This window comes from Tabrizicola sp. T46 (assembly GCF_057219895.1).
Genome location: NZ_JBXVVV010000001.1, coordinates 1,004,774 through 1,029,224, shown reverse-complemented (window position 1 = coordinate 1,029,224; position 24,451 = coordinate 1,004,774). Strand labels below are relative to the sequence as shown.

27 protein-coding genes and 1 tRNA gene are annotated in these 24,451 nt (G+C 66.3%); 18 read left to right on the top strand and 10 right to left on the bottom strand.

The window, feature by feature from the left end; genetic code table 11:
* Nucleotides 1-64 precede the first annotated feature (64 nt).
* Nucleotides 65-1,090 (bottom strand): substrate-binding domain-containing protein, encoded by a 1,026-nt coding sequence (locus AC2D9V_RS05165; RefSeq protein ID WP_484712952.1) that lies wholly within the window; start codon nucleotides 1,088-1,090, stop codon nucleotides 65-67.
* A 214-nt stretch (nucleotides 1,091-1,304) separates the two neighbouring features.
* Between AC2D9V_RS05165 and AC2D9V_RS05160 the strand changes: the two genes are divergently transcribed.
* Nucleotides 1,305-2,585: an ROK family transcriptional regulator gene (locus tag AC2D9V_RS05160; protein WP_484712951.1), complete on the top strand. Its 1,281-nt coding sequence runs from the start codon at nucleotides 1,305-1,307 to the stop codon at nucleotides 2,583-2,585.
* Between the two features lie 21 nt (nucleotides 2,586-2,606).
* On the opposite strand, the gene AC2D9V_RS05155 is transcribed toward AC2D9V_RS05160, so the two are convergent.
* Nucleotides 2,607-3,452 (bottom strand): SDR family oxidoreductase, encoded by an 846-nt coding sequence (locus AC2D9V_RS05155; RefSeq protein ID WP_484712950.1) that lies wholly within the window; start codon nucleotides 3,450-3,452, stop codon nucleotides 2,607-2,609.
* Nucleotides 3,453-3,544: 92 nt separating this feature from the next.
* Between AC2D9V_RS05155 and AC2D9V_RS05150 the strand changes: the two genes are divergently transcribed.
* The 9 genes from AC2D9V_RS05150 to AC2D9V_RS05110 all read left to right on the top strand — a co-directional run bounded on the left by AC2D9V_RS05150 (nucleotide 3,545) and on the right by AC2D9V_RS05110 (nucleotide 11,348).
* A complete protein-coding gene (locus AC2D9V_RS05150; protein ID WP_484712949.1) occupies nucleotides 3,545-4,180 on the top strand; it encodes a class I SAM-dependent DNA methyltransferase in 636 nt (211 codons plus the stop codon).
* A 90-nt stretch (nucleotides 4,181-4,270) separates the two neighbouring features.
* Nucleotides 4,271-5,752, top strand: coding sequence for an AMP nucleosidase (locus tag AC2D9V_RS05145; RefSeq protein ID WP_484712948.1), 1,482 nt, complete (start codon nucleotides 4,271-4,273; stop codon nucleotides 5,750-5,752).
* A 160-nt stretch (nucleotides 5,753-5,912) separates the two neighbouring features.
* The gene (locus AC2D9V_RS05140; protein ID WP_484712947.1) at nucleotides 5,913-6,200 is read left to right on the top strand and encodes an HU family DNA-binding protein; all 288 of its coding nucleotides are present in this window, start codon (nucleotides 5,913-5,915) and stop codon (nucleotides 6,198-6,200) included.
* 70 nt (nucleotides 6,201-6,270) lie between these two features.
* Complete coding sequence (locus tag AC2D9V_RS05135; protein WP_484712946.1) at nucleotides 6,271-6,630, top strand: VOC family protein; 360 nt, start codon at nucleotides 6,271-6,273, stop codon at nucleotides 6,628-6,630.
* A gap of 42 nt (nucleotides 6,631-6,672) precedes the next feature.
* Nucleotides 6,673-7,566 (top strand): DMT family transporter, encoded by an 894-nt coding sequence (locus AC2D9V_RS05130; RefSeq protein ID WP_484712945.1) that lies wholly within the window; start codon nucleotides 6,673-6,675, stop codon nucleotides 7,564-7,566.
* Nucleotides 7,567-7,669: 103 nt separating this feature from the next.
* Complete coding sequence (locus tag AC2D9V_RS05125; protein WP_484712944.1) at nucleotides 7,670-8,638, top strand: DMT family transporter; 969 nt, start codon at nucleotides 7,670-7,672, stop codon at nucleotides 8,636-8,638.
* A gap of 32 nt (nucleotides 8,639-8,670) precedes the next feature.
* Nucleotides 8,671-9,381 carry a Crp/Fnr family transcriptional regulator gene (locus AC2D9V_RS05120; protein WP_484712943.1) on the top strand — a complete coding sequence of 237 codons (711 nt, stop codon included), beginning with the start codon at nucleotides 8,671-8,673 and terminating at the stop codon, nucleotides 9,379-9,381.
* A gap of 118 nt (nucleotides 9,382-9,499) precedes the next feature.
* A complete protein-coding gene (locus AC2D9V_RS05115; protein WP_484712942.1) occupies nucleotides 9,500-9,934 on the top strand; it encodes a hypothetical protein in 435 nt (144 codons plus the stop codon).
* A gap of 157 nt (nucleotides 9,935-10,091) precedes the next feature.
* Nucleotides 10,092-11,348, top strand: a complete 1,257-nt coding sequence (locus AC2D9V_RS05110; RefSeq protein ID WP_484712941.1) for a DNA polymerase IV — start codon at nucleotides 10,092-10,094, stop codon at nucleotides 11,346-11,348.
* On the opposite strand, the gene AC2D9V_RS05105 is transcribed toward AC2D9V_RS05110, so the two are convergent.
* The 3 genes from AC2D9V_RS05105 to AC2D9V_RS05095 form a co-directional block, all read right to left on the bottom strand.
* On the bottom strand, nucleotides 11,345-12,583 hold the full coding sequence (locus AC2D9V_RS05105; protein ID WP_484712940.1) for an HlyD family secretion protein: 1,239 nt from the start codon (nucleotides 12,581-12,583) through the stop codon (nucleotides 11,345-11,347). The two genes, AC2D9V_RS05110 and AC2D9V_RS05105, sit on opposite strands and share 4 nt — an antisense overlap.
* 3 nt (nucleotides 12,584-12,586) lie before the next feature.
* A complete protein-coding gene (locus tag AC2D9V_RS05100) occupies nucleotides 12,587-13,057 on the bottom strand; it encodes a hypothetical protein (RefSeq protein ID WP_484712939.1) in 471 nt (156 codons plus the stop codon).
* Nucleotides 13,058-13,138: 81 nt separating this feature from the next.
* Complete coding sequence (locus AC2D9V_RS05095) at nucleotides 13,139-13,990, bottom strand: N-formylglutamate amidohydrolase (protein WP_484713413.1); 852 nt, start codon at nucleotides 13,988-13,990, stop codon at nucleotides 13,139-13,141.
* Between the two features lie 193 nt (nucleotides 13,991-14,183).
* Here AC2D9V_RS05095 and AC2D9V_RS05090 point away from each other — a divergent pair.
* From AC2D9V_RS05090 to AC2D9V_RS05070, 5 genes are all read left to right on the top strand, one after another.
* A tRNA-Val gene (locus AC2D9V_RS05090) sits at nucleotides 14,184-14,258 on the top strand.
* A 69-nt stretch (nucleotides 14,259-14,327) separates the two neighbouring features.
* Nucleotides 14,328-14,453: a type B 50S ribosomal protein L36 gene (gene ykgO, locus AC2D9V_RS05085; RefSeq protein ID WP_023666132.1), complete on the top strand. Its 126-nt coding sequence runs from the start codon at nucleotides 14,328-14,330 to the stop codon at nucleotides 14,451-14,453.
* Between the two features lie 337 nt (nucleotides 14,454-14,790).
* Complete coding sequence (locus tag AC2D9V_RS05080) at nucleotides 14,791-16,749, top strand: alpha/beta hydrolase (RefSeq protein ID WP_484712938.1); 1,959 nt, start codon at nucleotides 14,791-14,793, stop codon at nucleotides 16,747-16,749.
* 95 nt (nucleotides 16,750-16,844) lie between these two features.
* Nucleotides 16,845-16,970, top strand: coding sequence for a type B 50S ribosomal protein L36 (ykgO, locus tag AC2D9V_RS05075; RefSeq protein WP_023666132.1), 126 nt, complete (start codon nucleotides 16,845-16,847; stop codon nucleotides 16,968-16,970).
* A gap of 123 nt (nucleotides 16,971-17,093) precedes the next feature.
* Nucleotides 17,094-17,633 carry a cupin domain-containing protein gene (locus tag AC2D9V_RS05070; RefSeq protein WP_484712937.1) on the top strand — a complete coding sequence of 180 codons (540 nt, stop codon included), beginning with the start codon at nucleotides 17,094-17,096 and terminating at the stop codon, nucleotides 17,631-17,633.
* Nucleotides 17,634-17,704: 71 nt separating this feature from the next.
* Here the strand turns inward: AC2D9V_RS05070 and AC2D9V_RS05065 are convergent, their stop codons facing one another.
* The 5 genes from AC2D9V_RS05065 to tsaD form a co-directional block, all read right to left on the bottom strand.
* Nucleotides 17,705-18,088: a DUF1761 domain-containing protein gene (locus tag AC2D9V_RS05065; protein ID WP_484712936.1), complete on the bottom strand. Its 384-nt coding sequence runs from the start codon at nucleotides 18,086-18,088 to the stop codon at nucleotides 17,705-17,707.
* A gap of 154 nt (nucleotides 18,089-18,242) precedes the next feature.
* Entirely contained in the window at nucleotides 18,243-18,662 is a 420-nt protein-coding gene (locus AC2D9V_RS05060; RefSeq protein ID WP_484712935.1) for an EVE domain-containing protein, read from the bottom strand.
* Entirely contained in the window at nucleotides 18,659-18,931 is a 273-nt protein-coding gene (locus AC2D9V_RS05055; protein ID WP_484712934.1) for a YciI family protein, read from the bottom strand. Before AC2D9V_RS05055 ends, AC2D9V_RS05060 begins: the two co-directional genes overlap by 4 nt.
* 2 nt (nucleotides 18,932-18,933) lie before the next feature.
* Nucleotides 18,934-19,890, bottom strand: coding sequence for an NAD(P)H-dependent glycerol-3-phosphate dehydrogenase (locus AC2D9V_RS05050; protein ID WP_484712933.1), 957 nt, complete (start codon nucleotides 19,888-19,890; stop codon nucleotides 18,934-18,936).
* The gene (gene tsaD / locus AC2D9V_RS05045; RefSeq protein ID WP_484712932.1) at nucleotides 19,887-20,975 is read right to left on the bottom strand and encodes a tRNA (adenosine(37)-N6)-threonylcarbamoyltransferase complex transferase subunit TsaD; all 1,089 of its coding nucleotides are present in this window, start codon (nucleotides 20,973-20,975) and stop codon (nucleotides 19,887-19,889) included. The genes AC2D9V_RS05050 and tsaD overlap by 4 nt, the downstream gene beginning before the upstream one ends.
* A 44-nt stretch (nucleotides 20,976-21,019) precedes the next feature.
* Here tsaD and AC2D9V_RS05040 point away from each other — a divergent pair, with 44 nt between their 5' ends.
* Genes AC2D9V_RS05040 through AC2D9V_RS05030 form a run of 3 tightly spaced genes read left to right on the top strand, consistent with a single transcriptional unit; the run spans nucleotide 21,020 to nucleotide 24,417 of the window.
* Nucleotides 21,020-21,757 carry a uroporphyrinogen-III synthase gene (locus AC2D9V_RS05040; RefSeq protein WP_484712931.1) on the top strand — a complete coding sequence of 246 codons (738 nt, stop codon included), beginning with the start codon at nucleotides 21,020-21,022 and terminating at the stop codon, nucleotides 21,755-21,757.
* 57 nt (nucleotides 21,758-21,814) lie between these two features.
* Entirely contained in the window at nucleotides 21,815-22,963 is a 1,149-nt protein-coding gene (locus AC2D9V_RS05035) for a COG4223 family protein (protein WP_484712930.1), read from the top strand.
* Nucleotides 22,963-24,417: a heme biosynthesis HemY N-terminal domain-containing protein gene (locus AC2D9V_RS05030; protein ID WP_484712929.1), complete on the top strand. Its 1,455-nt coding sequence runs from the start codon at nucleotides 22,963-22,965 to the stop codon at nucleotides 24,415-24,417. Before AC2D9V_RS05035 ends, AC2D9V_RS05030 begins: the two co-directional genes overlap by 1 nt.
* The last annotated feature ends 34 nt before the right edge of the window (nucleotides 24,418-24,451 follow it).

Below are 24,451 nucleotides of genomic sequence, written 5' to 3'. Positions count from 1 at the left end.
TTCGACCTGTAAGAAAGGAAGAAACCGGCGCCACCGGTGGGCGGCGCCGGTCTTCAAGTCAGGATTACTGGCAGGCAGCGACGCCTTCCATGGCGCCTTCGCAAGCCTGTTCCTTGGTGATGTGGCCCGCGTCGATCGCCAGGTTCAGCGTGTCCTTGGTGATCGGGGTCGGGTCCAGAAGGATCGCGTTCATTTCAACGCCCTTCTCGCCGCCCGAGAACTTGGTAGCGCCCGGGATCGCGTCGACGGCGGTGCCGTCGGCCATCAGGCTGGCGATCTCGCCGGCCTTGGTGCCAAGGTCACGCGCGTTCTTCCAGACCGACACGGTCTGGGTGCCGCGGGCAACCCGGTTGATGGCGGCAAGGTCGCCGTCCTGGCCGCCAAGAGCGACGTTCAGGCCCTGCGCTGCCAGCGCGGCAGCAGCACCGCCTGCCATGCCGTCGTTCTGCGACAGAACGGCGTCAACGGCGTTGTTGTTGGCGGTCAGGATCTGCTCCATGTTCTTCTGGGCATTCTCGGGCTTCCAGCCGTCGGTGTTGACTTCGCCGACGATGACGATGTCGCCCGAAGCCACGGCAGCGCCGATCACTTCTTCCATGCCCTGACGCAGGAAGCCGGTGTTCGGGTCACCCGGGTCGCCCTTGATGATCGCGTAGTTGCCCTTCGGCACCACGTCGAACACCGACTGCGCGATGATCCGGCCGACGCCGACGTTGTCGAAGGTCAGATAGAAGGTGCGGGCGTCTTCGATCAGGCGGTCATAGCCAAGAACCGGGATGCCTTCCGCTGCGGCCTTCTCGATGGCCGGGGCGATCGCGTCCTTGTCCCATGCGTTGATGATCAGGGCGTCCACGCCCTGCGCGATCAGCGCATCGATGTCCGACAGCTGCTTTTCGGCCGAAGCCTGGGCGTCTGCCGAGATGTACTCGTTGCCGGCAGCTTCGATCGCGGCCTTCATCGCCGCTTCGTCGATCTTCCAGCGCTCTTCCTGGAACTGGGCCCAGGAAACACCGATCTTCTTGCCTTCTGCCAGCGCAGCCGACGAGAAACCGGTCACCGCCAGAACGGCGACGAGAATTGCGTTACGCATTGGTATCCTCCCTAGTGTGTCGGCCAGCAAATGGCCGGCCCGGCAGATTCGCCGGAACGTGCGGAAAAGTGCCGCCAATAATTTCAGTTGTCAAAATAAAAATACTGCTCAATGCTGGAGTCGCCTACAGATTGTGCAAACTGACGCTGCGTCGCAGAATTCTGCAGGCGCGAAATGGCCGAAATCGCCTGTTTTTTCTTCGGAGATCAAAGAAATGGCGCCGCGGACGATCCGGCAGGGGGAGATGGGGGGGCAAAACGGCGTCGGTCCCCTGATTCCACCGCTTCTGGATTCGCAGCGGCCCCTGCGCCAGCAGGTCTTCGAACGGGTCCGGGCGGCCGGGCTGATTCCCCGGGTGCAGGTTGCGAAGGACCTGGGCATCAGCCCCGCCTCGGTCACCACCCTGACGCTGGAACTGATCGAGGCCGGGCTGATCGAAGAGGTCGCAGCCCCGCGCGAGGGTGAGGCCGGCCGCGGCCGCCCCGCCGTCGCCCTGGGCGTGCGCGCAACGGCGCATTTCGTCGCCGGAATGAAGCTGTCGGACCGCGAACACACCGCAGTCATCGTGGATTTTGCCGGCAATCTGATCGCCGACGATGCGATCCCGCGCACCCCGGGGCCGATGGCCGTCGAGACGATCCTTGCCGCAATCGAGACGCTTCTGGCGCGGGTCTGCGCCAAGGCCGGGATGTCGCCCTCCCAGCTGTCCGGGGTCGGCATCGGGGTGCCGGGCTTTGTCGACAGCGCCGAGGGTATGGTGCTCTGGTCCTCGGTCCTTCTGGACCGCGATGTGCCGCTGGCCGCCGCCGCCGGGCGGCAACTCGGCCTCCCGGTGACCATCGACAACGACGCGAACCTGGTGGCACTGGCCGAACTCTGGTTCGGCAACGGGCGCGGTCTCTCCGACTTCGCCGTGGTCACCATCGAACATGGTGTCGGCATGGGGCTGGTCCTCAACCACCGCATCTATCGCGGCGCCCAGCGCGTGGGGCTGGAGCTTGGCCATACCAAGGTGCAGCTGGACGGTGCCCTTTGCCGCTGCGGCCAGCGCGGGTGCCTCGAGGCCTATATCGCCGACTACGCTCTGGCGCGTGAGGCGACGACGGCGCTGAACTGGGTCCACAAGGAAAGCCAGCCGATCAACGTGCTTCTGGAAAGCCTGTACGACCACGCCAAGGCCGGGAACGCGACCGCAAAGTCGATCTTCCGCCGCGCCGGGCGCTATCTGGCCGTGGGCCTGTCGAACGTCATCAACCTCTTCGACCCGGCGCTGATCATCCTTTCGGGCGAGCGGATGCGCTACGACTATCTCTACGCCGCCGAGACCCTGGCCGAGATGGACAACCTTGTCATCAACACCGGCCGCCCCCGCCCGCCGATCGAGATCCATGCCTGGGGCGACCTTCTCTGGGCGCATGGGGCCGCAGCCTTGGCGCTGTCAGCGTTGAGTGAGACCATCCTTGCCCCGCAATCACGCGAGATTGCAGCGCAGTAGCACCTTCATGCGGGCCGGGTGTCAGCTGGTCTCGTCTTCCAGCAAGGCAGCAAGCCCTGCGGGATAGTCAGGATACAAAAGCCTGACCCCCAGCTCATCCTTGATCCGGGTGTTCCGCGTGCGTTTCGACTCGCTGTAAAAGCTCAGCGCCATCGGCCCCATCGTGCCAGCGACGTCCTCGAAGGCCACTTCCGGCGGCTCCGGCAGCCCCAGCAGCCGCGCGGCATGGGCGATCACGTCCTGCGGCGGACAGGGGTTGTCGTCGCAGACATTGTAGGCGGCCCCGGGGTTCGGACGGCGGATCGACGCCTCCAGCACCTGGGCGATGTCGTCCACATGGATGCGCCCGAACACCTGGCCCGGCTTGATGATCCTCCGGGCCGTGCCATCGCGCACCTTCTCGAACGGGCCGCGACCGGGGCCATAGATGCCGGCCAGCCGGAAGATGTGAACCGGCAGGCCGGTGTCCAGCCACTGACGTTCGGCCACTACCCGCTGACGCCCCCGGTCCGACTGCGGGGTCAGGGGTGTCGTCTCGTCCACCCAGCCGCCCTGATGGTCGCCATAGACGCCGGTGGTGGACAGATAGCCGACCCATCTCGCCTTCGCCGCAGCGATCCCGGGCGCCGCCCGCAGGAACGGGTCGCCCGCCGCATCCGGCGCGGCGGAACACAGGATATGCGTCGCTTCGGCCAGCGCGGCACCAAGGTCTCCGGGCCAGATCAGCGGCTCCACCCCCTCGGCGCGGAACGCCTCGGCTTTTTCGGCGCTGCGGGTGGTGCCGATGACCCGCCAGCCCTGCGGGATCAGGCGGCGGGCAAGGGCCTGGGCGGAATAGCCGTGGCCAAGGGAAAGCAGCGTGGACATGGCCGGGACTATCGCGGCGGGCGCGGACCGGCGCAAGGGCTTGCGGCACCGGGCCTGCGGGTTCATCATCCTATCGCACGGAGGGTTGCCACATGGACACTGCCCTGACAGGTGCCTTGACACTGGCCGGACCTGACGCCTGCCTTGCCTACTACCGTGACTGGGCGGCCAGCTATGACAGCGGCTTTGCCAGTGAAATGCAGTATCTTCTGCCCGCGCATGTGGCCGCGGCCTTCATCGGCACTGGCGCGGCGGGGCCGGTCCTCGACGTCGGCGCCGGCACCGGGCTTCTGGCCGAACGCCTGCGCGACATGGGGTTCAAGGGCGAGATCGACGCGGTAGACTTCTCACCCGAAATGCTGGCGCGCGCAGCAGAAAAGCGGCTCTATACCGGCCTTTTCCGCGCCGACATCACCCAGCCGCTGGACCTTCCGCGCCGGTACGCGGGCATCGTCAGTTCCGGTACCTTCACCGCCGGCCATGTCGGGCCCGAGGCGCTCCCGATCCTTCTCGACGTGGCCCTGCCGGGCGCGCAGCTTGCCCTGTCGATCAACCGGCGCGTCTGGTCTGGGGCAGGCTTCGACCGCGCCTTGAACGCCCTTGCAAAAAGCGGACGGATCACCGGCCTGCAACTGATCGAGGTCGAGATCTACGGAGCGGCTGCCGCCAGCCTAGACCCCGAACACGCCGGCGATCGCGGGCTGATCGCCCTTTGCCGTGCGGCCTGATCGCGCTGCGGGACCGGGCCGTCACAATCGCTTCACTTGCGGTCAGCCAGCGGTTCCGGTCTATATGTCGGATCATTTGCAGGACCACCGATGCAGGACGATCTTCAGTTCGACACCCTGACCCCCGCCGCGCACGAGGCCGAAAGCTTCACGGATGCCGCCGCCGCCGTCGACCGGCTCGAAGAGCTTTACGCCCAGGCGACCGGCTTTCTGGTCGCGCAGTTTCAGGCCACCATCGCCAAGGGCAATCCGGGCCGCCGGATCCGCGCCTTCTATCCGGAAATCCGGCTGACCGTCGCCAGTTTCGACAAGGTCGACTCGCGGCTTTCCTTCGGCCATGTCTCAAGTCCCGGCACCTATGCCACCACGGTGACCCGGCCCGATCTCTTCCGCAACTATCTGATCCAGCAGATCGAGCTTCTGGTGCGGAACCACGGCGTCACCGTTCAGGTCGGCCCCTCGGACACGCCGATCCCCATCCATTTCGCCGTGACCGCCAGCGTCGGCGTCGCCGTGCCGCAGGACGGGGCGCTGGACTTCTCGCTGCGCGACGTCTTCGACGTGCCGGACCTTTCCACGACGAACGACGACATCGTGAACGGCACCCTCACCCGCTATGCCGACGGGTCCGCCCCGCTTGCGCCCTTCACCGCGCAGCGCGTGGATTACAGCCTGGCGCGCCTGTCGCATTACACCGCGACCGACCCGGTGCATTTCCAGAACCACGTCCTTTTCACCAACTACCAGTTCTACGTCGACGAGTTCGAAGCCTTCGCCCGGGATGCCCTCTCGAATCCCGCAAGCGGCTACACCGCCTTTGTGACGACGGGGAACCAGGAGATCACCACCCCGGACGGCGTGATCCAGCCGGTGGCCAAGCTGCCGCAGATGCCGACCTATCACCTGAAACGGCCCGACGGGCAGGGGATCACCCTCGTCAACATCGGCGTCGGTCCGTCGAACGCCAAGACCGCGACTGACCATATCGCCGTTCTGCGCCCCCATGCCTGGCTGATGGTCGGCCATTGCGCAGGCCTGCGGAACTCGCAGTCCCTGGGCGACTTCGTCCTGGCGCACGCGTACCTGCGCGATGACCACGTGCTGGATGACGACCTGCCGGTCTGGGTGCCGATCCCCGCGCTGGCCGAAATCCAGATCGCGCTGGAACGGGCGGTGGCCGATGTCACGCAGCTTGACGGGTATGAACTGAAGCGGATCATGCGCACCGGCACCGTCGCCACCATCGACAACCGCAACTGGGAACTGCGCGACCAGTCCGGCCCCGTGCGCCGCCTGTCGCAATCTCGCGCCGTGGCACTCGACATGGAGTCTGCGACAATCGCCGCCAACGGGTTCCGCTTCCGGGTGCCCTATGGCACGCTTCTGTGCGTTTCCGACAAGCCGCTGCATGGCGAGCTGAAGCTGCCCGGCATGGCATCCGAGTTCTACAAGACGCAAGTCAGCCGCCATCTCCAGATCGGTATCCGCGCGATGGAACGCCTGCGCGAGACGCCGCTGGCGCGCCTCCACAGCCGGAAACTGCGGTCTTTCGAGGAGACTGCCTTCCTCTGACCCTGCGAAAAAGCCGTCAAAACCTGCCGAACGCACGTTCCGGGGTTGATTTCGGACACGAAACTGTGTGTTTGGGCAAAGGCCCCGGTTGCGGGGGACGCATGTGCCGCAGGGACACCGACACCACGACACGTCAAGTCAACTAACAAAGGATGAAACAATGTCCAAACCGATGACCAAGACCCAACTCGTTGCCGCCGTCGCCGAGGCGATGGGGGGTGACAAGAAGACCGCCAATGCCGCGCTGGATGCGATCGCTGCCGTTGTCGCCCGTGAAGTCGCCGCCGGCGGCACCGTGACGCTGCCGGGTCTGGGCAAGGTTGCCTGCAAGGCCCGCCCCGAGCGTATGGTCCGCAACCCGGCCACCGGCGAGCAGATGAAGAAGCCCGCCGACAAGCAGGTCAAGTTCGCCATCGCCAAGTCTCTGAAGGACGTGGTGAACGGCTGAGGCTTCCTCCGCTTTCGAATTCATGAGAGGGTCGCCATAAGGCGGCCCTTTTCATTTGCGGGGGATCATCATGGCCAAGGTCACCGGCATCGGCGGTATCTTCTTTCGCGCCCGCGACCCTGCGGCACTGAATGACTGGTATCGGACGCATCTCGGGATCACCCAGCCCGATGTCGCCGTCTGGATGCAGGAAGCCGGGCCGACCGTCTTTTCCCCCTTCGCCGCCACGACCGACTACTTTGCCGCCGACAGGCAATGGATGCTGAACCTGCGGGTCGATGACCTGAAGGGCCTCATGGCGCAGTTGCAGGCGGCCGGCATCGCGGTCGAGACCCGCGCAGACTGGGACGGCGACGGCAGCTACGGCACCTTCGCCCGCATCCACGATCCCGAAGGCACCCCGATCGAGCTTTGGCAGCCGCCCGCCTGACCCTGCCTTGACCTTCCCGTCCCCGCCGGGCACCACGCCCTGATGGACATCCGCGCCCTTCTCCTCGGCATCGCCTTTGCGGCCATGTGGTCCTCGGCCTTCGCGACCGCGCGGGTGATCGTGGCCCATGCGCCACCTCTGGCGTCGCTGTCGCTCCGCTTCCTGATCTCGGGCCTGATCGCCGTGCTTATCGCCCGCGCGCTGGGCCAGACCTGGCGCCTGGCCCCGCAGCAGGCCCGGGCGGTGATCCTATTTGGCCTATGCCAGAATGCCCTCTATCTCGGCCTCAATTTCATCGCGATGCAATGGGTCGAGGCCTCGCTTGCCGCCATCATCGCCGCGTCGATGCCGCTGATCGCCGCCACGCTTGCGTGGCTCGTCTTCCGCGAAAAGGTCGCGCCCCTCGGCGTCCTTGGCCTTGTCATGGGCTTCGCAGGGGTCGGCCTCATCATGGGCACCCGGCTTTCCGGTGGGGCCGATCCGTTGGGCGTGGCACTCTGCCTTCTCGGCGCGGTCGCGTTGGCCGTGGCGACGCTGACCGTGCGCGGCGCGTCCTCGGGCGGCAACCTCCTCATGGTCGTCGGCCTGCAGATGCTGGTCGGATCGGTCACGCTGGGCGCGGTTTCCGCCTTGTTCGAGACGATTTCAGTGACCATCACCCCCGCCTTCCTTGCCGCCTTCGCCTATCAGATCGCCGTGCCGGGCCTTGCCGCCACGCTGATCTGGTTCGCCCTCGTCGGCCGGATCGGCAGCACCAAGGCCTCGACCTTCCACTTCCTGAACCCGTTCTTCGGCGTGGCCATCGCCGCCGCCCTTCTGGGCGAGGCGGTGCGCCCGCTCGACATCCTCGGCGTCCTGATCGCCATGGCCGGCATCCTGGCGGTGCAGGTTTCCCGGTCCGGACCCGCCGGCCAGCCAAGGGGTGCAGCGGACTAGTCAGGGCCGTGTTCCCAGGGGAACAGCCCGGCTTGCCGCGCTCTCCTATGCATCTTCGCACCCGGTGCCGCGTCGCCCTGCGGCCAGGTGCGGAGATCTTGTCATGCAAAGCGGCTCTGGGATTGCAAATGCCGAAGGCGTTGCGCTTGTCGTCATCGCCGCGTCGCTTTGGGCCACAGTCGGCGTTGCGGTCAACCTGGTGCCGGCGGCGGCCGCCCTTCCGCCAGAGGTTCTTGGCCTCGCCCGCACACTTCTTGCCGGACCCCTGGTCCTTCTCGCGGCCGGACGCAGTCTCGGCGGGCTTGGCAGGGTGATACGGACCTGTGACCCCCGCATGCTTCTGACCTTCGCCTTGTCGGGAGTGGTCTTCCAGGTTTCGCTTTTCCGCTGTTTTGATCTTCTTGGGGTTACGCTCGCTGTCGTTCTCACCGTCTGCCTGCCCCCGATCATCGCCCTTGTCTGGTCCGTGGTGCGCGGCGTTGCCTTTGGCGCTGGCACCTTTGCGGCCCTGGCCCTGGCGAGTGGCGGCCTCGGCCTCTGCGCCCTTGCGCGGGGCGTCGGCACTCCCGATGACGAGCGGATGCTCGGGCTGCTGCTGGCCCTTGTCGCCTCGCTCGCCTTCGTGCTGATGACCAGCATGGCCCGCAGCCTGTCACAGAAGGCACCGCCAAAGCTGGTCGCAGGCCTCGGGCTGACCCTGTCAGGTCTGATCTTCTGCGTGATCCTGCCGTTCCTGCCCGGGGTCGACGTTGCGGAACTCCTGCCGTTAAGCCGGGACCCGCAGGTCATTCTGCTGGTGATCTACCTCGCCGTTTTCCCGACCGCGCTGGCTTATGTCTGCTATTGCGCCGGAATGGCGCGGTGCGACACGACAGTCGGGGGCCTGACGGCCTCGATGATCGAACCGGCCGTCGCCGCCGGCCTCGCCGTGTGGCTCTTGCGGGAAGCCCCCGTCGCTGGAGAGATCATTGGGTCGCTGCTGCTTATCCTTGCAATCGTCGTGCTCGTTAAGGCCGGGACAGAGAGACAGAAACGTCGCGAAGGGTCTGGCAATGCCGGAATGATAGGGTAAACCTGTCAAGGCAAGCGACGCGGGACAACACAATGGCCCCAGGCGACAGCGATATCCTTCGCAAGGACCGCGCGATGTGGCGGTCTTTTCCGATCTTCCGCTCGGTCGGCGATGCCGTTCTGGACCTGCTTCCGGGTCTTGCCCAGCGTCGGACCTGGGCGCCTGGCGAGGTGATCTTCCAGAAAGGTGACGAGGGGAGCTTCCTCCTCGCCCAGTTGACCGGACGGATCAAGCTGTCGAACCTGTCGCAGAACGGACGCGAGCTGCTCATCCGTTTCGCCGAAGCCGGTGACCTGGTCGGCGAGATTGCCTGTCTTGACGGAGGCGAAAGGACCAGTACCGCGACCGCTGTCACGAAGGTCGAGGCGCTGGTCCTTTCGCGCCGCGACTTCCGTGCCATTGGCGAGCGCTTCCCGATCCTGCACGAAGCCGCAACCACGCATCTCGCCGCGCTCTTGCGCGGGACAAATGACCGGCTTGAATCAATATCGCTCTATCAGCTGCATGCCCGCTTTGCGCGGTTTGTCCTACTGACTCTGCACCAGATCAACGGCGAGGATCTCGCACCCTTCGAGATGCTGGCCCTCAAGGTGAATCAGACCGACCTCGGCCTGCTTGTCGGCGCAAGCCGCCCCAAGCTGAATCGGATGCTGCAGGATTTCCGCGAACAGGGGGTGATCGAGCAGGATGGCCCGGTCTGGCGCTGCAACGTCGTCGCCCTGCGCCAGATTGCAGAGGAATAGAAACGATTTCAGTACCTTGATTGCGTGTAACCTCGGGAACAGCGAAAGTTACATGGTGCCTGCATAGTGATCTCATCAAGCCGGGAAGCTCCGGCGCACCCCAGATGGAGATCACACCATGTCCATGTTCATCAACCGCGCCACCGCCGCCGTCCTCTTTGCGGCAGACGAGCCCCAGAAGACCGAAATGCAGATCGAAGAGGAACTCTTCGTCGGCCGCAGCGAAGAGCTCGCACGGCAGGCCCGCCGCCAGCGCTTTGCCCGCATCGCCAGCTCTGTCACTGCCGTCTGGACCCTGGCGCTGAACCGCCTGACAGAAAAGTCACGCAAGGCGCAGGCTCACAAGGACCTGATGGATCGGCTGGAAAACATGCCGGCCTACATGCTGCAAGACATCGGGGTCTCCCGCAGCAACAAGGGTCGCCTCTGCTACTACAACGACTTCGGGGTCCAGGTTGAATTTGCCCCGGAGCTGGATGCTTTCCCGTCGAACGAACCGACGAAAGAAAAGGCCGACATGGAACCGGCCCATGCCTCTGCCTATGCCCGGTAGTGATGCCGATCCCCGCGGATCCTGCTGCGGCAGCGGCCCGGCCCTGGTGGCCGGGCCGCTCACGTTGGATCGAAACCGGTCAGACTCGGCCTCCGCAACGGGTAAGGCAGAGCACTGACCAGATGCGCTTCTGCTGACAGGCTGCTACCCTTACCGGATGCCCAGCCTGTGCCGCGATTGCCTGACCCTCACAGACCCGCCCGCCGTGCGGTGCCCGTCCTGCCGGTCGCCGCGCGTCGTCACGCATGCGGAACTGACGCAGCTTTCCATCGCCCATATGGACTGCGACGCCTTCTATGCCTCGGTGGAAAAGCGTGACAACCCGGCGCTCCGCGATCAGGCCGTCATCGTCGGCGGCGGGCAGCGCGGTGTCGTCTCCACCTGCTGCTACATCGCCCGGATCAAGGGCGTCCGATCGGCCATGCCGATGTTCCAGGCGCTGAAGCTGTGCCCCGAGGCCGTCGTGGTGAAACCCCGATTCTCGGCCTACACCGAGGCTTCCCGCGCCATCCGCGCGATGATGGAGGAGCTGACACCTTCCATCGAACCCCTCTCGCTTGACGAGGCGTTCATGGACCTGACCGGCACCGCCCGCCTGCACGGTGCGCCGCCCGCCGTCCTCCTCGCTCGCCTCACGAAACGGATGGAGGACGAGCTTGGGCTGACCGGCTCCATCGGCCTTTCCCACAACAAGTTCCTGGCCAAGATCGCCTCCGACCTCGACAAGCCGCGCGGATTCTCGGTGATTGGCCGGGCGGAAACCGAAGCGTTTCTCAAGCCCCGGCCGGTCCGCATCATCTGGGGTGTAGGACAGGCCACCCAGACCGCGCTCGAGGCTGCGGGCATCCGTACCATCGCCGACCTTCTGCGCTGGGACCGCGCCGACCTGGGGGCAAGGTTCGGCCAGATGGGCGACCGGCTCTGGCACCTGGCGCGCGGGCTGGACACCCGTCGGGTGAACCGGGACGAAAAGCTGAAGTCGATCTCGAAAGAGACAACGTTCTTCGAGGATACCTCCGACCTCGATCTTCTCGATGGTCACATCTGGCGGCTCTCGGAACAGGTCGCAGACCGCGCCAAGGCAAAGGGGCTGGCGGGCCGCACGGTGACGCTGAAGCTGAAGAAGGGCGATTTCCAGCTTGTCACCCGGCGCCACGCCTTGCCGGACCCGACCCAGCTGACCGATCGCATCTACCGCGCCGCGCGTGACCTTTTCGACCACGCGGGCACCACGGGCCCCTTCCGCCTCATCGGCGTCGGCATCTCCGACCTCGCGCCCGAGGACCAGGCCGACCTTTCCGCCGATCTCCTCGACCCGAACGCCGGGAAGCGCGCCGCCGCCGAACGTGCGACCGACGCGATCCGCGCCCGGTTCGGCGCCGAGGCGATCATCAAGGGCCGCGCCCTGCGCTAGTGCCCGCCGCCCAGAACCAGCGCGCGGACCGGCATAAGAAGCGCCTGGCTGCGCAGAAGGATCGCATGCACGACCCCGACCGTGTCGACCATGTGCAGCCAGATCCGCGTTCCGGTACCCAGATCCTCGTCCGAATGCAGCCGCTCGTGGTTCGAGGTATAGGCATTGACAATGCAGCTTGATCCGGGCGGCACACCGTCGAACCCGCCTTCAAACATCGGTTCAAGGAACGTCAGAACCGACCCCGGAGGCGGCGCCGCGGCGGGATCGACCAGCCGGTCGGTCGCCTGGAACTGTCCGGTCGCGATGACCGACTGCACGCCTGTTACCACCATCGGAATGATCGTGAAGGGCTGCGAATAGCACAGCGCCTCGGCCGTCATGCCAGGCTTCAGCACCTGCGCCTCGATCTGGCTGAATCCGGCCTGCAGATAGCCCCGGCCCGCATTCTTCGGGATCAGCACGCCCGCGGTGCGGATCATCGGGTTCAGGATGTCGCCCGGCCGCAGCGTGAACTGGGTCAGCGTGCCATCGATGCTGGCCACCACGGTCCGGTGATCCAGAAGCACCTGCGCCTCCGCCACGCTCGCCTCGGCCGCCGCCTGTTGGGCCGGCAGAAGGACGTTGATCTGCGCCTCAAGCGACTGCTTCTGCGCCCGCGCCGCGTCCAGCGCCGCCTGACGCCCGTCGACGGTGCTTTGCAGCGTGTCGATCTGCCGCTGCGTCACGACGCCCGGGTCCCGCTCACGCAGCGTCAACTGCCGGGTCAGTTCGTCATTCGCCTGCTTCAGCGCCGCCTCGGCCTGCGCGATCTGGGCATCGGCGGTGACAAGTTCGGTCTTCGCGACCTCGATCTGCGCCACGACCTCGGCCACCCGCTGCCTGGCCGCGGCAAGGGCCGCCTCCTCCCGGTCGGTGTCCAGCTTGAACAGGGGCTGGCCCGCGACGACATCCTCGTTCAGCCCGACATAGACCTCTTCCACCCGGCCCATGCTGTCCGGCATGACCGAGACGGTGCGGAAATAGGACACCGCCGCCGAGGTCGCCGGGTGGAAATAGAAGACCACCGTGATGAGCGATATGGTCAGAAGCAGACACAGCGTGATGCCATAGCGCAGCTCGTACCAGACCGAGAACAGCGTGATCTCGCGCCCCAGCCGCTTGCCCTGGGCAAAACGGCGGTACAGAAAATCCGGCAGAACGGTCAGCGTCGCGCAGAACAGAAGCTCAAGCATGTCTCAGCCCTCGCGCCGGACTTTGGCGCTGTCCGGCAGCGGTTCGGGAGGCTCGATCCACTCGGTTGGCGCGGGTTGCGGCTCCGACGGTGCCGCCCCGGTCCCGCCTGCCACCGTAAGGGCGGCGTCCGGGTCCGGCGCAATGCGCTTGAGACTGTCCGAGATCGATTGCAGCGGGGTCTCGAAGTCCGGAACCCGGATGAAGGCCAGAAGGATCGCGATGATCCAGAAGATGTGCTGATGGGTGAACAGCGCGATCAGGCACAGAAGCGCGATCACCCCCGACTGCACATGGTTCGCCTTGTGCGCCATCCGCTCGGGCAGGGAATGCAGGGAAAAGTACAGCGCGCCGACCGATATGATGATCGCGACCAGGAAGATGCCGGTGACCACCATCATGCGGTCGGTCTCGCCCGGGGCGGTAATGAAGAATGGCAGGTCGTGTGATGCCAGGGGGTGCAGAACCGGTTCCAAGCGTCTCTCCGGAAGTGGCGACTTTGAACAGGGATGCCAGCATCGGGCGATCCTTGCAATCCCGACGCTTCGGAGACCAGGCTATTCCGCGGCCAGCGCCATTCCAGACGGCCGTATGAGCCCCGCCACCACCCCCGAGATCATCTCTCGGAAAGCCGGGAATCCCGGCAGCGGCTCGACCCTCGCCTCGTCCATGTAGAGCGCCCGGTCGATCTCGACCTGAACCACATGCACGCCCCGTGACGGACGGCCATAGGCCTGCGCCACATAGGCCCCGGCGAAGGGGGCGTTGCGGACCACCCGCAGGCCCGACGCCTCGAAGGCCGCCTGCACCCGGTCCATGACCTCCTGTCCCGCCGTCACGCCATAGCGGTCCCCCAGCACCACTTCGGGCTTCGGCTGGCCGGGGCGGGAGTGCGCCTCGATCGCCTCATGCGGCATGGAATGGCAATCGATCAGGATCGCCGACCCGAAAACGTCGCGGGTCTCGTCGATCAGTTGCGCCAGCGCCCTATGGTAGGGATGCCAGAACCGGCTGATCCGGTGCTCGGCCTCGGCAAGTGACAGCTTGCCGCGATAGATCGCCTTCCCGCCGGCCACAACCCGGGGAATCACCCCCAGCCCGGACGAGACGCGGGGATTGTGCGCGATCCGCTGGATGCCTTCGATCACTGCCGGATCAAGCTCGTCCGCCGCCCGGTTCAGGTCGATGAAGGCGCGGGGCGCCCGGGCGGCCAGAAGCGGCGCGCCGTGGCCGGGGGCCGAATCGAACAGCCGGTCGACAAAGGCATCCTCCGACGACCGGATCGCCTGCCGGTCAAGCACCGCCCGCGCAAGGAAATCCGCCGGATAGTCCCGCCCGGAATGCGGCGAGGCAAAGATCACCGGCCCGGCCTGCCGGACCGGGCGCTTCAGGACAAAGGCGGGGGTGATGGTGTCGGGCAAGACTTCATCCTTCGATCCCCTTGTTATAGTCTGAGATTTCGGAAAGCCAAAACCCATTGCGGGTGCCAATACCCCTTGCAGGCCCCTTTTCTTGTCAGTATAGACCCGGCCTGACCGACGCGGTTCGCCCCGCGTCCTTTTCGTTTCACCGGAAGGGGCAGGCGGACAGTGAAGGGCACGTGGGCGGTTAGCTCAGCGGTAGAGCACTACGTTGACATCGTAGTGGCCACTGGTTCGATCCCAGTACCGCCCACCATTCGCCGCCCCCTTCGGGGGCATGGGTTCAATCTGGCGCATCTCGCGCCGCGAAGAAGGAGGGCCGACCATGAAAGTCGCCAACTCGCTCCGCTCGCTGAAGACGCGTCACCGCGATTGCCAGGTCGTGCGCCGCAAGGGCCGGGTCTACGTGATCAACAAGACGCAGAAGCGTTACAAGGCCCGTCAGGGCTGAGGCTGCTTCCGGCTGATCGGAATCAGGGCCGCCACGGGGAAACCCGGGCGGCCTTTTCCTTTGCCCCCGCTCGTCGATGACAATCACACTCCTCGCCCGTGCATCGGCGAACTGGTTCCGTCGGGCAACGCGCCGACGGTGAACCGCCAGCGCGGAACCATGATCTGGAAAAGCTTCGTTGATTGCTGAAGATCTTGCCACACATGGTCGCAGGACCGCGGTGGGAAGCCGAGCTGTCATTTCGCAAAACGGATAGTGCCTCCGACGAACGTCTTCTAGCTTCGGCACGCGGAAGAAGCCGCAAGTGATGCCCGTCCGCCAGCAAGAGGGCAATTCGATGGACTATCAACACATCCTCACGTTCATTGCGGCTCTTTCGGGGGGTCCCGGCACTGACTTTGCCAGCTTCAAGGCAAGCGGTGCGGCCCCGGGCGCGTCGGTCGGGCACATCATGTGTCCTCGCCCGATGCCGGCGAACGAGATCGAAGGTCAGACCGTGTTCTGCGGCACGGTCGAGGTGCCGGAGGACCATGCCAATCCCTATGGCAGGAAGATCACGCTCGACTTTGCGGTTCTGAAATCCTGGTCCCAGTACCCCGAGCCCGATCCGGTGGTCTTTCTGCAGGGCGGACCGGGCGGAAGCGCGATCAGCCAGATCCCGCTTTATGCAGGCGCGTTCGACGCCTTCCGTGCGACGCGGGACGTCGTGTTGTGGGACCAGCGGTCGGCCGGGCTGTCCGGCGGTTCGGTGAAGTGCTTCGGCGCGCTGTCCCGGAACGCGGCACTCATCGCGACAACACCCATGGCCGCGGTCGATCCCGGCAGCCCGACCAGCATCGTCAGCGAGTGCCTGGCGGAGATCAAGGCGGCCGGCATCGACATCGGCAAGTACAACACCACCGAGAACGCCCGCGACCTGAGCACCCTCACCAGGGCGCTCGGCTACGAGACCTACAACATCTACGGCATTTCCTATGGCACCAAGCTCGCGCTGGAGGCGATGCGCGTCGTGCCCGACGGGATCCGCTCGGTCGTCATCGACGGCGTGGCGCCCTCCTGGATGCCGCTTTACGAAAGCCTCGCCCTCAAGTTCAGCGAGCCGATCGATCACCTGGTCGAACAGTGCAAGGCCGATCCCGTCTGCGACACGACCTTCCCGCGTCTGGACGAAGTCTTCATTGACGTCCTGAACAGGGCCAAGGCGGGCGAGATCCTTCACCAGGGCAAGCCGATCACGGTCGAGCTCATCTACACCTTGATCGACGCGCGGAACGGGAAGTACGGCAACCAGTCCATGACACCTTACATCCCCGCGTTCATCTACGAATTGAACCGGGGCCAGGAGATGCCCACAGTCGATCGGCTCGTCGGGCGGGGGTTCGTGATGCCGATGGCCGGTGACGAGGAAGTCGCCGCGGCCGCGGCCGGCCTGCCCCAAAGGCAGCGCGACCTCCTTGCGGCGCTGGCCGACAACGCCGCCATTGCGGAAAGGGTCGAGCGTTCGAACACAACACTCGTGGAGGAACTGCGCGACGAGATCGCCGCGACCGGAACCTACGGGCCCGTCGCCGTCCTGTTCGATACCGAACTGGAGAAGGCGCTGATTGCGGCCACGACAGGCGATCCGGCCAAGGCCGAAAGTGCCGTTTCCGATTACGTGGCGCTGCAAAACACTGCACCATCGAAGGACAGCCTGCGGGCCTTCGTGACGGCGCATACTTCGGGCGAGGCCAGCACTCGTCTTGCGGACCTGATCGACACGATGTCCGAGGCGGAACTGGCGGGTTCGTTCACGATCATCCGGCGCGACGCGGAGAAGTCCGAGACCGGGCTGTTCGACAACCTCTACCTCTTCAACTATGCCTGCCAGGAAGACGTGCCCTTCAATACGCTCGAAGGCTACCGGGCCTTCACCGCAAGCCAGAAGTACCCCCACATCGGCGACGTACTTGATCCGCTGGCCGAGATGGTCTTCGGCGCCTGCGCTGCCTTCACACCGCAGCAGCGTGACAACTGGCAGGTGCCGGTGGAAAGCGATATTCCGACCCTGTCCATCGGGGGGCTTTTCGATACCCAGACACCCGCCAGCTGGTCGGAGCGGGCAGTCGAGAAACTGTCGAACGCGCAGGTCTTCATGATCCCCGAGGCCGGGCATGGCTCGATCCTCTATCAGCCCTGCGTCTCGGACATGGGTGTCGCCTTCATCAACGATCCGCAGCGCAAGCTCACAGATGCCTGCCCCCGAAGCATCACCTTCGAATGGCATATCCCGGACTGGGCCAGGACGGCGCAGTAAGGCGGTTGCTTCAGCCTTAGGAGTATCATGGCCGGCCCTGACCCACGCGGTTCTGCCCGCGTCGTATCTCGCTCCGCGAAGAAGGAGGGTCGACCATGAAAGTCGCCAACTCGCTCCGCTCGCTGAAGACGCGTCACCGCGATTGCCAGGTCGTGCGCCGCAAGGGCCGGGTCTACGTGATCAACAAGACGCAGAAGCGCTACAAGGCCCGCCAGGGCTGAGATCGCCAGGGCTGATCGCCGACCGCGAGACGGATTTCAGGGCCGCCAGGGGGAAACCCGGGCGGCTTTTTGCCGCCGCTCTTCGATGAATGCGCCACTCCCCGCCAGTGCGTTGAGCGAACCATGTCCCGATCCAGCTTTGAGCTCTTAGCGGACGTTGTTGATAGCTTCATCACAAGCTACGGTTGGCCGGTATCGACGGAGAACGGTTTGCCCAAGATCGAGAAGCGCGTTTGGACCGAAGACCCGGGTGGCCCAAATCCGTTGTCGGGGCAGGACGACGGTCCATCAGCAATGATCCCACTTGGCGACCAGGTGGGCCTTCAACAGTTTGGTGTCCATCTTGAACGATTGCCTCCTCGCTCAAGGTCATCGCATCGACATTGGCACGAAACAGAAGACGAGTTTGTCTACATACTGTCCGGCGAACTTGTCTTGATCGAGGAGACCGAGACAATTCTGCGCACTGGCGATGCGGCAGGTTGGCGCGCAGGGTCGGCGATTGCTCACTGCTTAGAGAACAGATCATCGGCTGATGCGGTGATGTTGGTGATGGGCAGCCGTGCTGTGTCGGGAGCAGTTCATTATCCGGACCACGACGTGATCATGTATCACGACCCATCGGGCCGCCGCTTTACGCGGCTGGATGGAACGCCAATCTAGGACGGGCGCCTGTTTGAACGACCGCTTCGTCCGCGTACCGGACGCCCAGTGCCTGGCCCAAGAGATCAGCCCTAGAACAGGTTCAGCACCGCGCCCATGATCGTGCAGCCAACGACCGAGTTCACCCCGTCGATCACCGTCAGCGCGGGTTTCCGCATGCCGAAGGCATAGTTCATCGCGACCCAGGGCGTGATCAGGAAGGCCCCGATCCCGAAGCCCGCAATCGCGCCGCCGCCGACTCCGGTCACGCCGGAGGTGCCCAGAAGGTGCCGCATCATCCCCGCCACCAGCACCATCGCCAGCAGGCCCACGACAAAGGGCATCGGCCCGCCGGCCCTTTGCTGCTCTTCGGTGATGCCCGAGGCCGCCATCCACGGCTTCGACATCGCGATGTACCAGACCGCGCCAAAAGCAAAGGCCGCCACCGCAGCGGCGATCACGTTCAGAAATTCCATTCCCGGTCCCTCCCGTTGTTTTCGCGGAGTCTGCCGGTTTTCAGCCGGAAGGCATAGGGAAATCTCTGACCGTGGCAATCCTTGCCAAATGGCAAACGCCCACAGACAAGATATTGCAAAACAACGATTTTCCGATTTTGACCACTGTGGTCAGTCAGGGCTCCACGCCCCCGAGGGCGCAGATGATCCGCCATTCGTCGGGGCTGACGGGCTGCACCGAAAGCCGGGTGTTGTTGACCAGCACCATCTTCTCCAGCCCCGGCGTCACCTTGCATTCCTCAAGGCTGATCGCCCGTTTCAGGGGCTTCACCGCCTTGATCCAGACGCAGTCCCAGCGCGGGTCGTCGGTCGTCGAATCGGGCGTGCTTTCGCGGCAGACCTCGACGATCCCGACGATCTCCTTCCCGATGTTGGAGTGATAGAAGAACCCCCGGTCCCCGACCTTCATCGCCCGCATGTTGTTGCGGGCCTGATAGTTGCGGACCCCGTGCCACTCCTCGCCCGCGTCACCCTTCGCGACCTGGTGGTCCCAGCCCCAGACATCGGGTTCCGACTTGAACAGCCAGAAGCTCATCCGATCACCCGCTTCCATTCCTGGATCATCACCGAGGCGAAAAGCCCCGCCTTCGCGTAAGGATCCGCCGCCGCCCAGGCCTCAGCCTCGGCCTTGGACCCGACGTTCAGGATGATCAGGCTGCCGCACATCTGCCCCGCTGCGTCGATGAAGGGGCCGGCCTGCTCGACCACCCCGGTCGAGTTGAGGTGCTCCAGATGGGCGGGGCGGTTCTCGACCCGGGTTTGCAGGGCATTGGGCTTGTCAAGGCAGATCAGGGCGTAGCGCATCTTCATTCCTGTTTCAGGGGCCGCCGCATCAGCTGGCCCACGGCATCATTCAGCGAGGTCCGGCCCGAGGCAAGGGCATCCACCATCGCGGTGACCGGCATCTCGATCCCCTTCTCCCCCGCCAGCCGGACGACGGCGCGGGCGGTGGCCACACCTTCGACGGTGATCTTCGGGTCGAACCCCTCACCCCGCCCGAGGGAGAGGCCGAAGCGGAAGTTCCGGGACTGAGAGGAGGTGCAGGTCAGCACAAGGTCGCCAAAGCCCGAGAGGCCCGCGAGGGTCTCGGCCCGCGCGCCCAGGGATAGGGCCAGCCGCACCATCTCGGCATAGCCCCGGGTCATCAGCGCCGCCCGGGCGCTGTCCCCGAGCCCCGCGCCGATCACCACCCCCGAGGCGATGGCGATCACGTTCTTCAGGGCCCCACCCAGTTCCGCCCCCCGCACATCATCGGTCCGATAGATGCGGAGAGTCGGGGTGGACAGCACCTCTTGCAGCGCCTCGCCTTCGCCGGTCGTGGCAAGGGTCAGGGCGGTGGGGAGACCACCCGCGATGTCGGCGGCAAAGCTGGGGCCGGTCAGGATCGCCGCTTCTGCCCCCGGGCGGCGCGACAGGATCAGCGCGACGGGGCCGCGCAGGGTTTCAAGGTCCACCCCCTTGCAGCAGGCGACCAATGGCTGGCCGGTTCCGATCGCGGGCCAGCGGTCCAGAAGCCCGCCAAGGGCCTGCATGGGGACGGCGAGGAGGAGGGCCTGGCCGCCACAGATATCCGCGATTTCGGCGTGAATAGAGACGTTTTCTGGCAGCGCGACCCCTGGCAGCGCGCCCTCGTTCCGCCGGGTCGCCTGCATCGCCGCCACCTGGTCCGCGTCCCGCGCCCAGAGGCGCACCTCGCGCCCGGTCCGGCCAAGGGCAACCGCCAGCGCCGTCCCGAATGCGCCGGCTCCGGCGATGCCGATCATGCCTTGGCTCCCTTCTTCCCCGACCCCAGCAGGGCAGGGGCGGTTTCATCCAAAGGCCAGCGCGGGCGGGCGGTGAACTCTGGCGACGGGGTCACCCCGGCCCGAAGCTGCTCGATCCCGGCCCAGGCGATCATTGCCGCGTTGTCGGTGCAAAGCCGGAGCGGCGGGGCGAGGAAGGGGACACCCACCCTGGCCGAAACAGTCTCTAACATGGCCCGAATGGCCTTGTTTGCCGCGACACCCCCGGCGACGCAAAGAGCAGTCGGCCGATCTTCGCACATCGCCAGCGCCCTTTCCGTCTTGACCGCCAGCACCTCGGCCACGGCCGTCTGAAACCCGGCGCAAAGGTCGCGGCGGTCCTGCACGGTGATGCCGCCCTGCGCCGCGACGAGCGCGTCGCGGGCCCGCAGGAGCGCGGTCTTGAGGCCCGAGAAGGACATGTCGCAGCCTTCGCGGTCCAGAAGCGGGCGGGGGAACTTGAACCGGGATGCATCACCATGCGCCGCCTCGGCCTCCACCACCGGTCCGCCGGGCTGCGGCAGGCCCAGAAGTTTGGCGGTCTTGTCGAAGGCCTCGCCCGGGGCGTCGTCGATCGTGCCGCCAAGGCGGCGGAAGCGGTCGACGCCTTCGACCAGAAGAAACTGGCAATGCCCGCCCGAAACGAGGAGCATCAGGTAGGGAAACCCGATCCCATCCGTCAGGCGCGGGGTCAGGGCATGGCCCGCAAGGTGGTTTACCGGCACCAGGGGCAGGCCCTTTGCTGCCGACAGTCCCCGCGCCAGCATCACGCCCGAGAGCACCCCGCCGATCAGCCCCGGCCCGGCGGTCACCGCAATGGCGTCGATGTCGTCCAGCGTGACGCCCGCCCGCTCCAGCGCGGCCTCGACAACCCCATCCAGCCGCTCGGCATGGGCGCGGGCGGCGATTTCCGGCACCACGCCGCCGAAGTCGGCATGAAGGGCGGTCTGGCCCAGCACTTCGGATGACAGGATCACCGGCGTCTCGCAGTCGGCCACGCGAACCACGGCGGCGGCGGTGTCGTCGCAGCTCGATTCGATGCCCAGAAGGGTGAGGGTCCGGTCCATGGCCGCCGTTGCGTGACTGCTGCCCGGCAGGTAACACCGTGGACATGGACAGACAATCCGCCTCGGTGCCCGTGCCTGTGCTTGTGACCCGGCCCATGGCCGAAGCGCGCAGCTTTGCCGAAGCGTTGACCGGCCGCCTTGGCCCCCGCGTGCAGCCCGTGATCGCCCCGCTGATGGCGATGGAACCCCTTGCCCATAGCCTGCCACCGCACCCCTTTGCCGGGGTCATCTTCACCTCGGTCGCCGGGGTCGAAGCGGCCCTGCCGTCGCTGCCCAAGCTGCCGCGCCTGGCCTGGTGCGTGGGCCGCAAGACGGCGGAACGGGCCGCTGCCGCCGGCTTCCTCGCCCGCTCTGCCGATGGCGATGCCAGCGCGCTGGTGGCGGCGATCGTGGCCGATCCGCCGGGGGGCAGGCTTTTGCACCTGCGGGGTGAGGATGCGGTGGGTGAGGTGGCGGAAAGGCTGATTTCCGCAGGAATAGAGACTGAATCGCTGGTGATCTACCGCCAGCAGGCGCAGCCCCTGACGCCCGAGGCCGATACGCTTCTGGCCTCCGATGGTCCGGTGATCCTGCCCCTTTTCTCGCCCCGGAGCGCGCAGCTTTTCCGGGCAGCCCTGCCTGATGGGGCCAAGGCCACGCTCTGGCTGGTCGCGATGAGTGCGGCGGTGGCCGGGGCCGCGCGGCCGATCCCGCATCGGGCGCTGGTCACCGCGCGGCAGCCGACCGCTGCGGCGATGCTTGAGGCCTGCGAAGAGGCGCTTCTGCGGGCCGCCCAGCCTTGAACCTCCGGGCGGCGAGTGCTTAGGTGAGGCAGGGTCAGAATCCGGAGGGCCACTGCCATGGCAAGACGCAAGAACCCGGAGACCGAAGCCCCGGCGGACCTGTCAGAGGCCCAGCCTTCAGAGGCCCTGCCCGAGGTGACACCAGAGGTTGAGGCGCTGGATGAGCCGGTAACCGAGGCCCTGCGGGACCCCGAGCCTGCCGTGGCTCCCCCTCCGCCCCCTCCGCCGCCGGTTCATTCTACAGCCCAGGGGCCCAGTTTCCTTGGCCCGGTTCTCGGCGGCGCACTGGCTGCGGCGGCGGGCTTTGCCCTGTCGCATTTCAACGCCTTCGGGATTGCGGCGCAGGACAACGGGGCCGAGCTTGGTGCGCTTGCCAGTCGCATTTCGGCGCTGGAGGCCGCCCCGGCACCCGCAGCCGCGGACCTTTCAGGCCTGGAGACCAGCCTTGCCGACCTTCAGGCCCGGATCGCGGCGCTTGAAGACGCCCCGGCCCAACCCGCGCCCGATCTTTCGGCATTGGAAACACTGGACCAGCGCCTTGCCGCGATCGAGGCGATGCCGGCCGCGGGTGGCGAGGCCTCGACCGCGGCTCTTGCGGCAAAGCTGGCGGACCTGGAACGGCGGCTGGCCACGCTGCCGACCGAAGCCGTGGACACGACCGAGGTTGACGCAGCCCTTGCCCGGCTGGAAGCGGCCGAGGCTGAAGCGACCGCCCGCGCCACCGCCGCCGCCGAGGCTGCCGCTGCCGCCGAACGCGCCCTGGCGCTGGACCGTCTGCGCGCCGCCACGGCGACGGATGCCCCTTTCGATGCCGAGCTTCAGGCCTTGGGCGACGCCGACCTGACCGCCGCCCTTGCCCCCCATGCCGCCGGCGTGGCCACGGTTGCCGAGCTTCAGGCCGCGTTCCCCGATCTGGTCCGCACCGCGCTTGACGTGGCCCGCGCCGCCGAGGGTGACACCGGCTGGACCGCACGGGTGACGGATTTCCTTGCGGCACAGACCGGCGCGCGCCCGCTGTCGCCGCAAGAGGGCACCACGCCCGCCGCCATCCTGTCGCGCGCCGATTTCGCGGTGACGGAAGGGCGGCTTGCCGACGCTTTGGCCGAAATCGGCACCCTGCAGCCTGACGTGCAGGCCGTCTTTGCTGACTGGTCCGCCCGCGCCACCGCGCGGCTGGCCGTCGACACGGCACTGGAGGGCGAGTGATGCTCCGGTCCCTTACCAAGGTCATCCTCTTCGTCGCGGTGATCGCGGCCCTGGCCTATGGGCTTGGCGTGCTCGAGGCAACCGGCGGGGCGATGCGGATCATCGTCGCAGGGTGGGAGTTCACCATCGGTCCGGTGCAGGCGGTGGTGCTGGGGCTGATCCTGATCGTCCTTGTCTGGCTGGCGCTGAAGGTGCTTGGCCTTCTGGGCGCGGTGATCCGCTTTCTCAACGGCGATGAAACCGCGATCTCGCGTTATTTCGACCGGAACCGTGAGCGGAAGGGGTATCGCGCCCTGTCCGAAGGCATGATGGCACTGGCTTCGGGCGAAGCGCGGCTTGCCCTGAACCGGGCACAGGTGGCCGAGAACCTCTTGAAGAAGCCGGAACTGACGACGCTTCTGATCGCCCAGGCCGCCGAGGCGGCTGGCGACACGAAAAGGGCGACCGAGGCCTACAAGGCGCTCTTGGCCGACGACAAGACGCGGTTCGTCGGGGTGCGGGGCCTGATGCAGCAGAAGCTGGCGGAAGGCGATCGGGAAACCGCGCTGAAGCTGGCGGAAAAGGCGTTCCAGTTGCGTCCCAAGCATGCCGAGACGCAGGATGTGCTTCTGAAGCTCCAGTCCGACGCGGGCGACTGGTCCGGTGCGCGCCAGACGCTGGGGGCGAAGCTCAAGGCCGGGACACTGCCGAAGGACGTCTACCGCCGCCGAGATGCGGTGCTGGCCCTGCAGCAGGCGCGTGCGGTGATCGACGAAGGCTCCAGCATCGAGGCGCGCGAGGCGGCGATCGAGGCGAACAGGCTTTCGCCCGACCTTATCCCCGCCGCTGCCATGGCTGCGCGCGGCTACACCGAAAAGGGCGACTGGCGCAGCGCGATCCGCGTCCTGAAGAAGGCATGGGAGGTGCAGCCCCACCCCGACCTCGCCGCCGCCTTCGCTGCCATTGAACCCGATGAGACACCCACCGAACGCCTCAAGCGGTTCCGCACGCTCACGACGCTTCGGACCGACAGCGACGAGACGAAGATGCTTTTGGCCGAGCTTCTGGTTGCCGCCGAGGATTTTCCGGCCGCCCGTCGTGCCCTGGGCGACCTGCCGACCGAACGCCCGACCCAGCGGTCGCTGGCGATCCTGGCCGCCATCGCGCGGGGCGAAGGGGCCGAGGATGCCGTGGTCCGCGATCTTGTGGCCAAGGCCCTGTCGGCGCCGCGCGGGCCGCAATGGGTCTGCGACAAGTGCCACGCGATCCACCCCGCCTGGGCCCCGGTCTGCGAAAACTGCGGGAGTTTCGATACCCTGTCGTGGCGCCAGCCCCCCACTGCCGGCACCCCCAGCCGCAGCCTCGCCGAGCTTCTGCCGCTCATCGAACGCCCCGCCGAAGCGGAAGACCCCGCCCCCGAAGCGCCCGTCCAGGACGAGGCCTCACCCGACGACATCGCCCGCCGCGCGACCTGAGGGCCGTTCCCTCTTCCCCGGGGTGCCACACGGG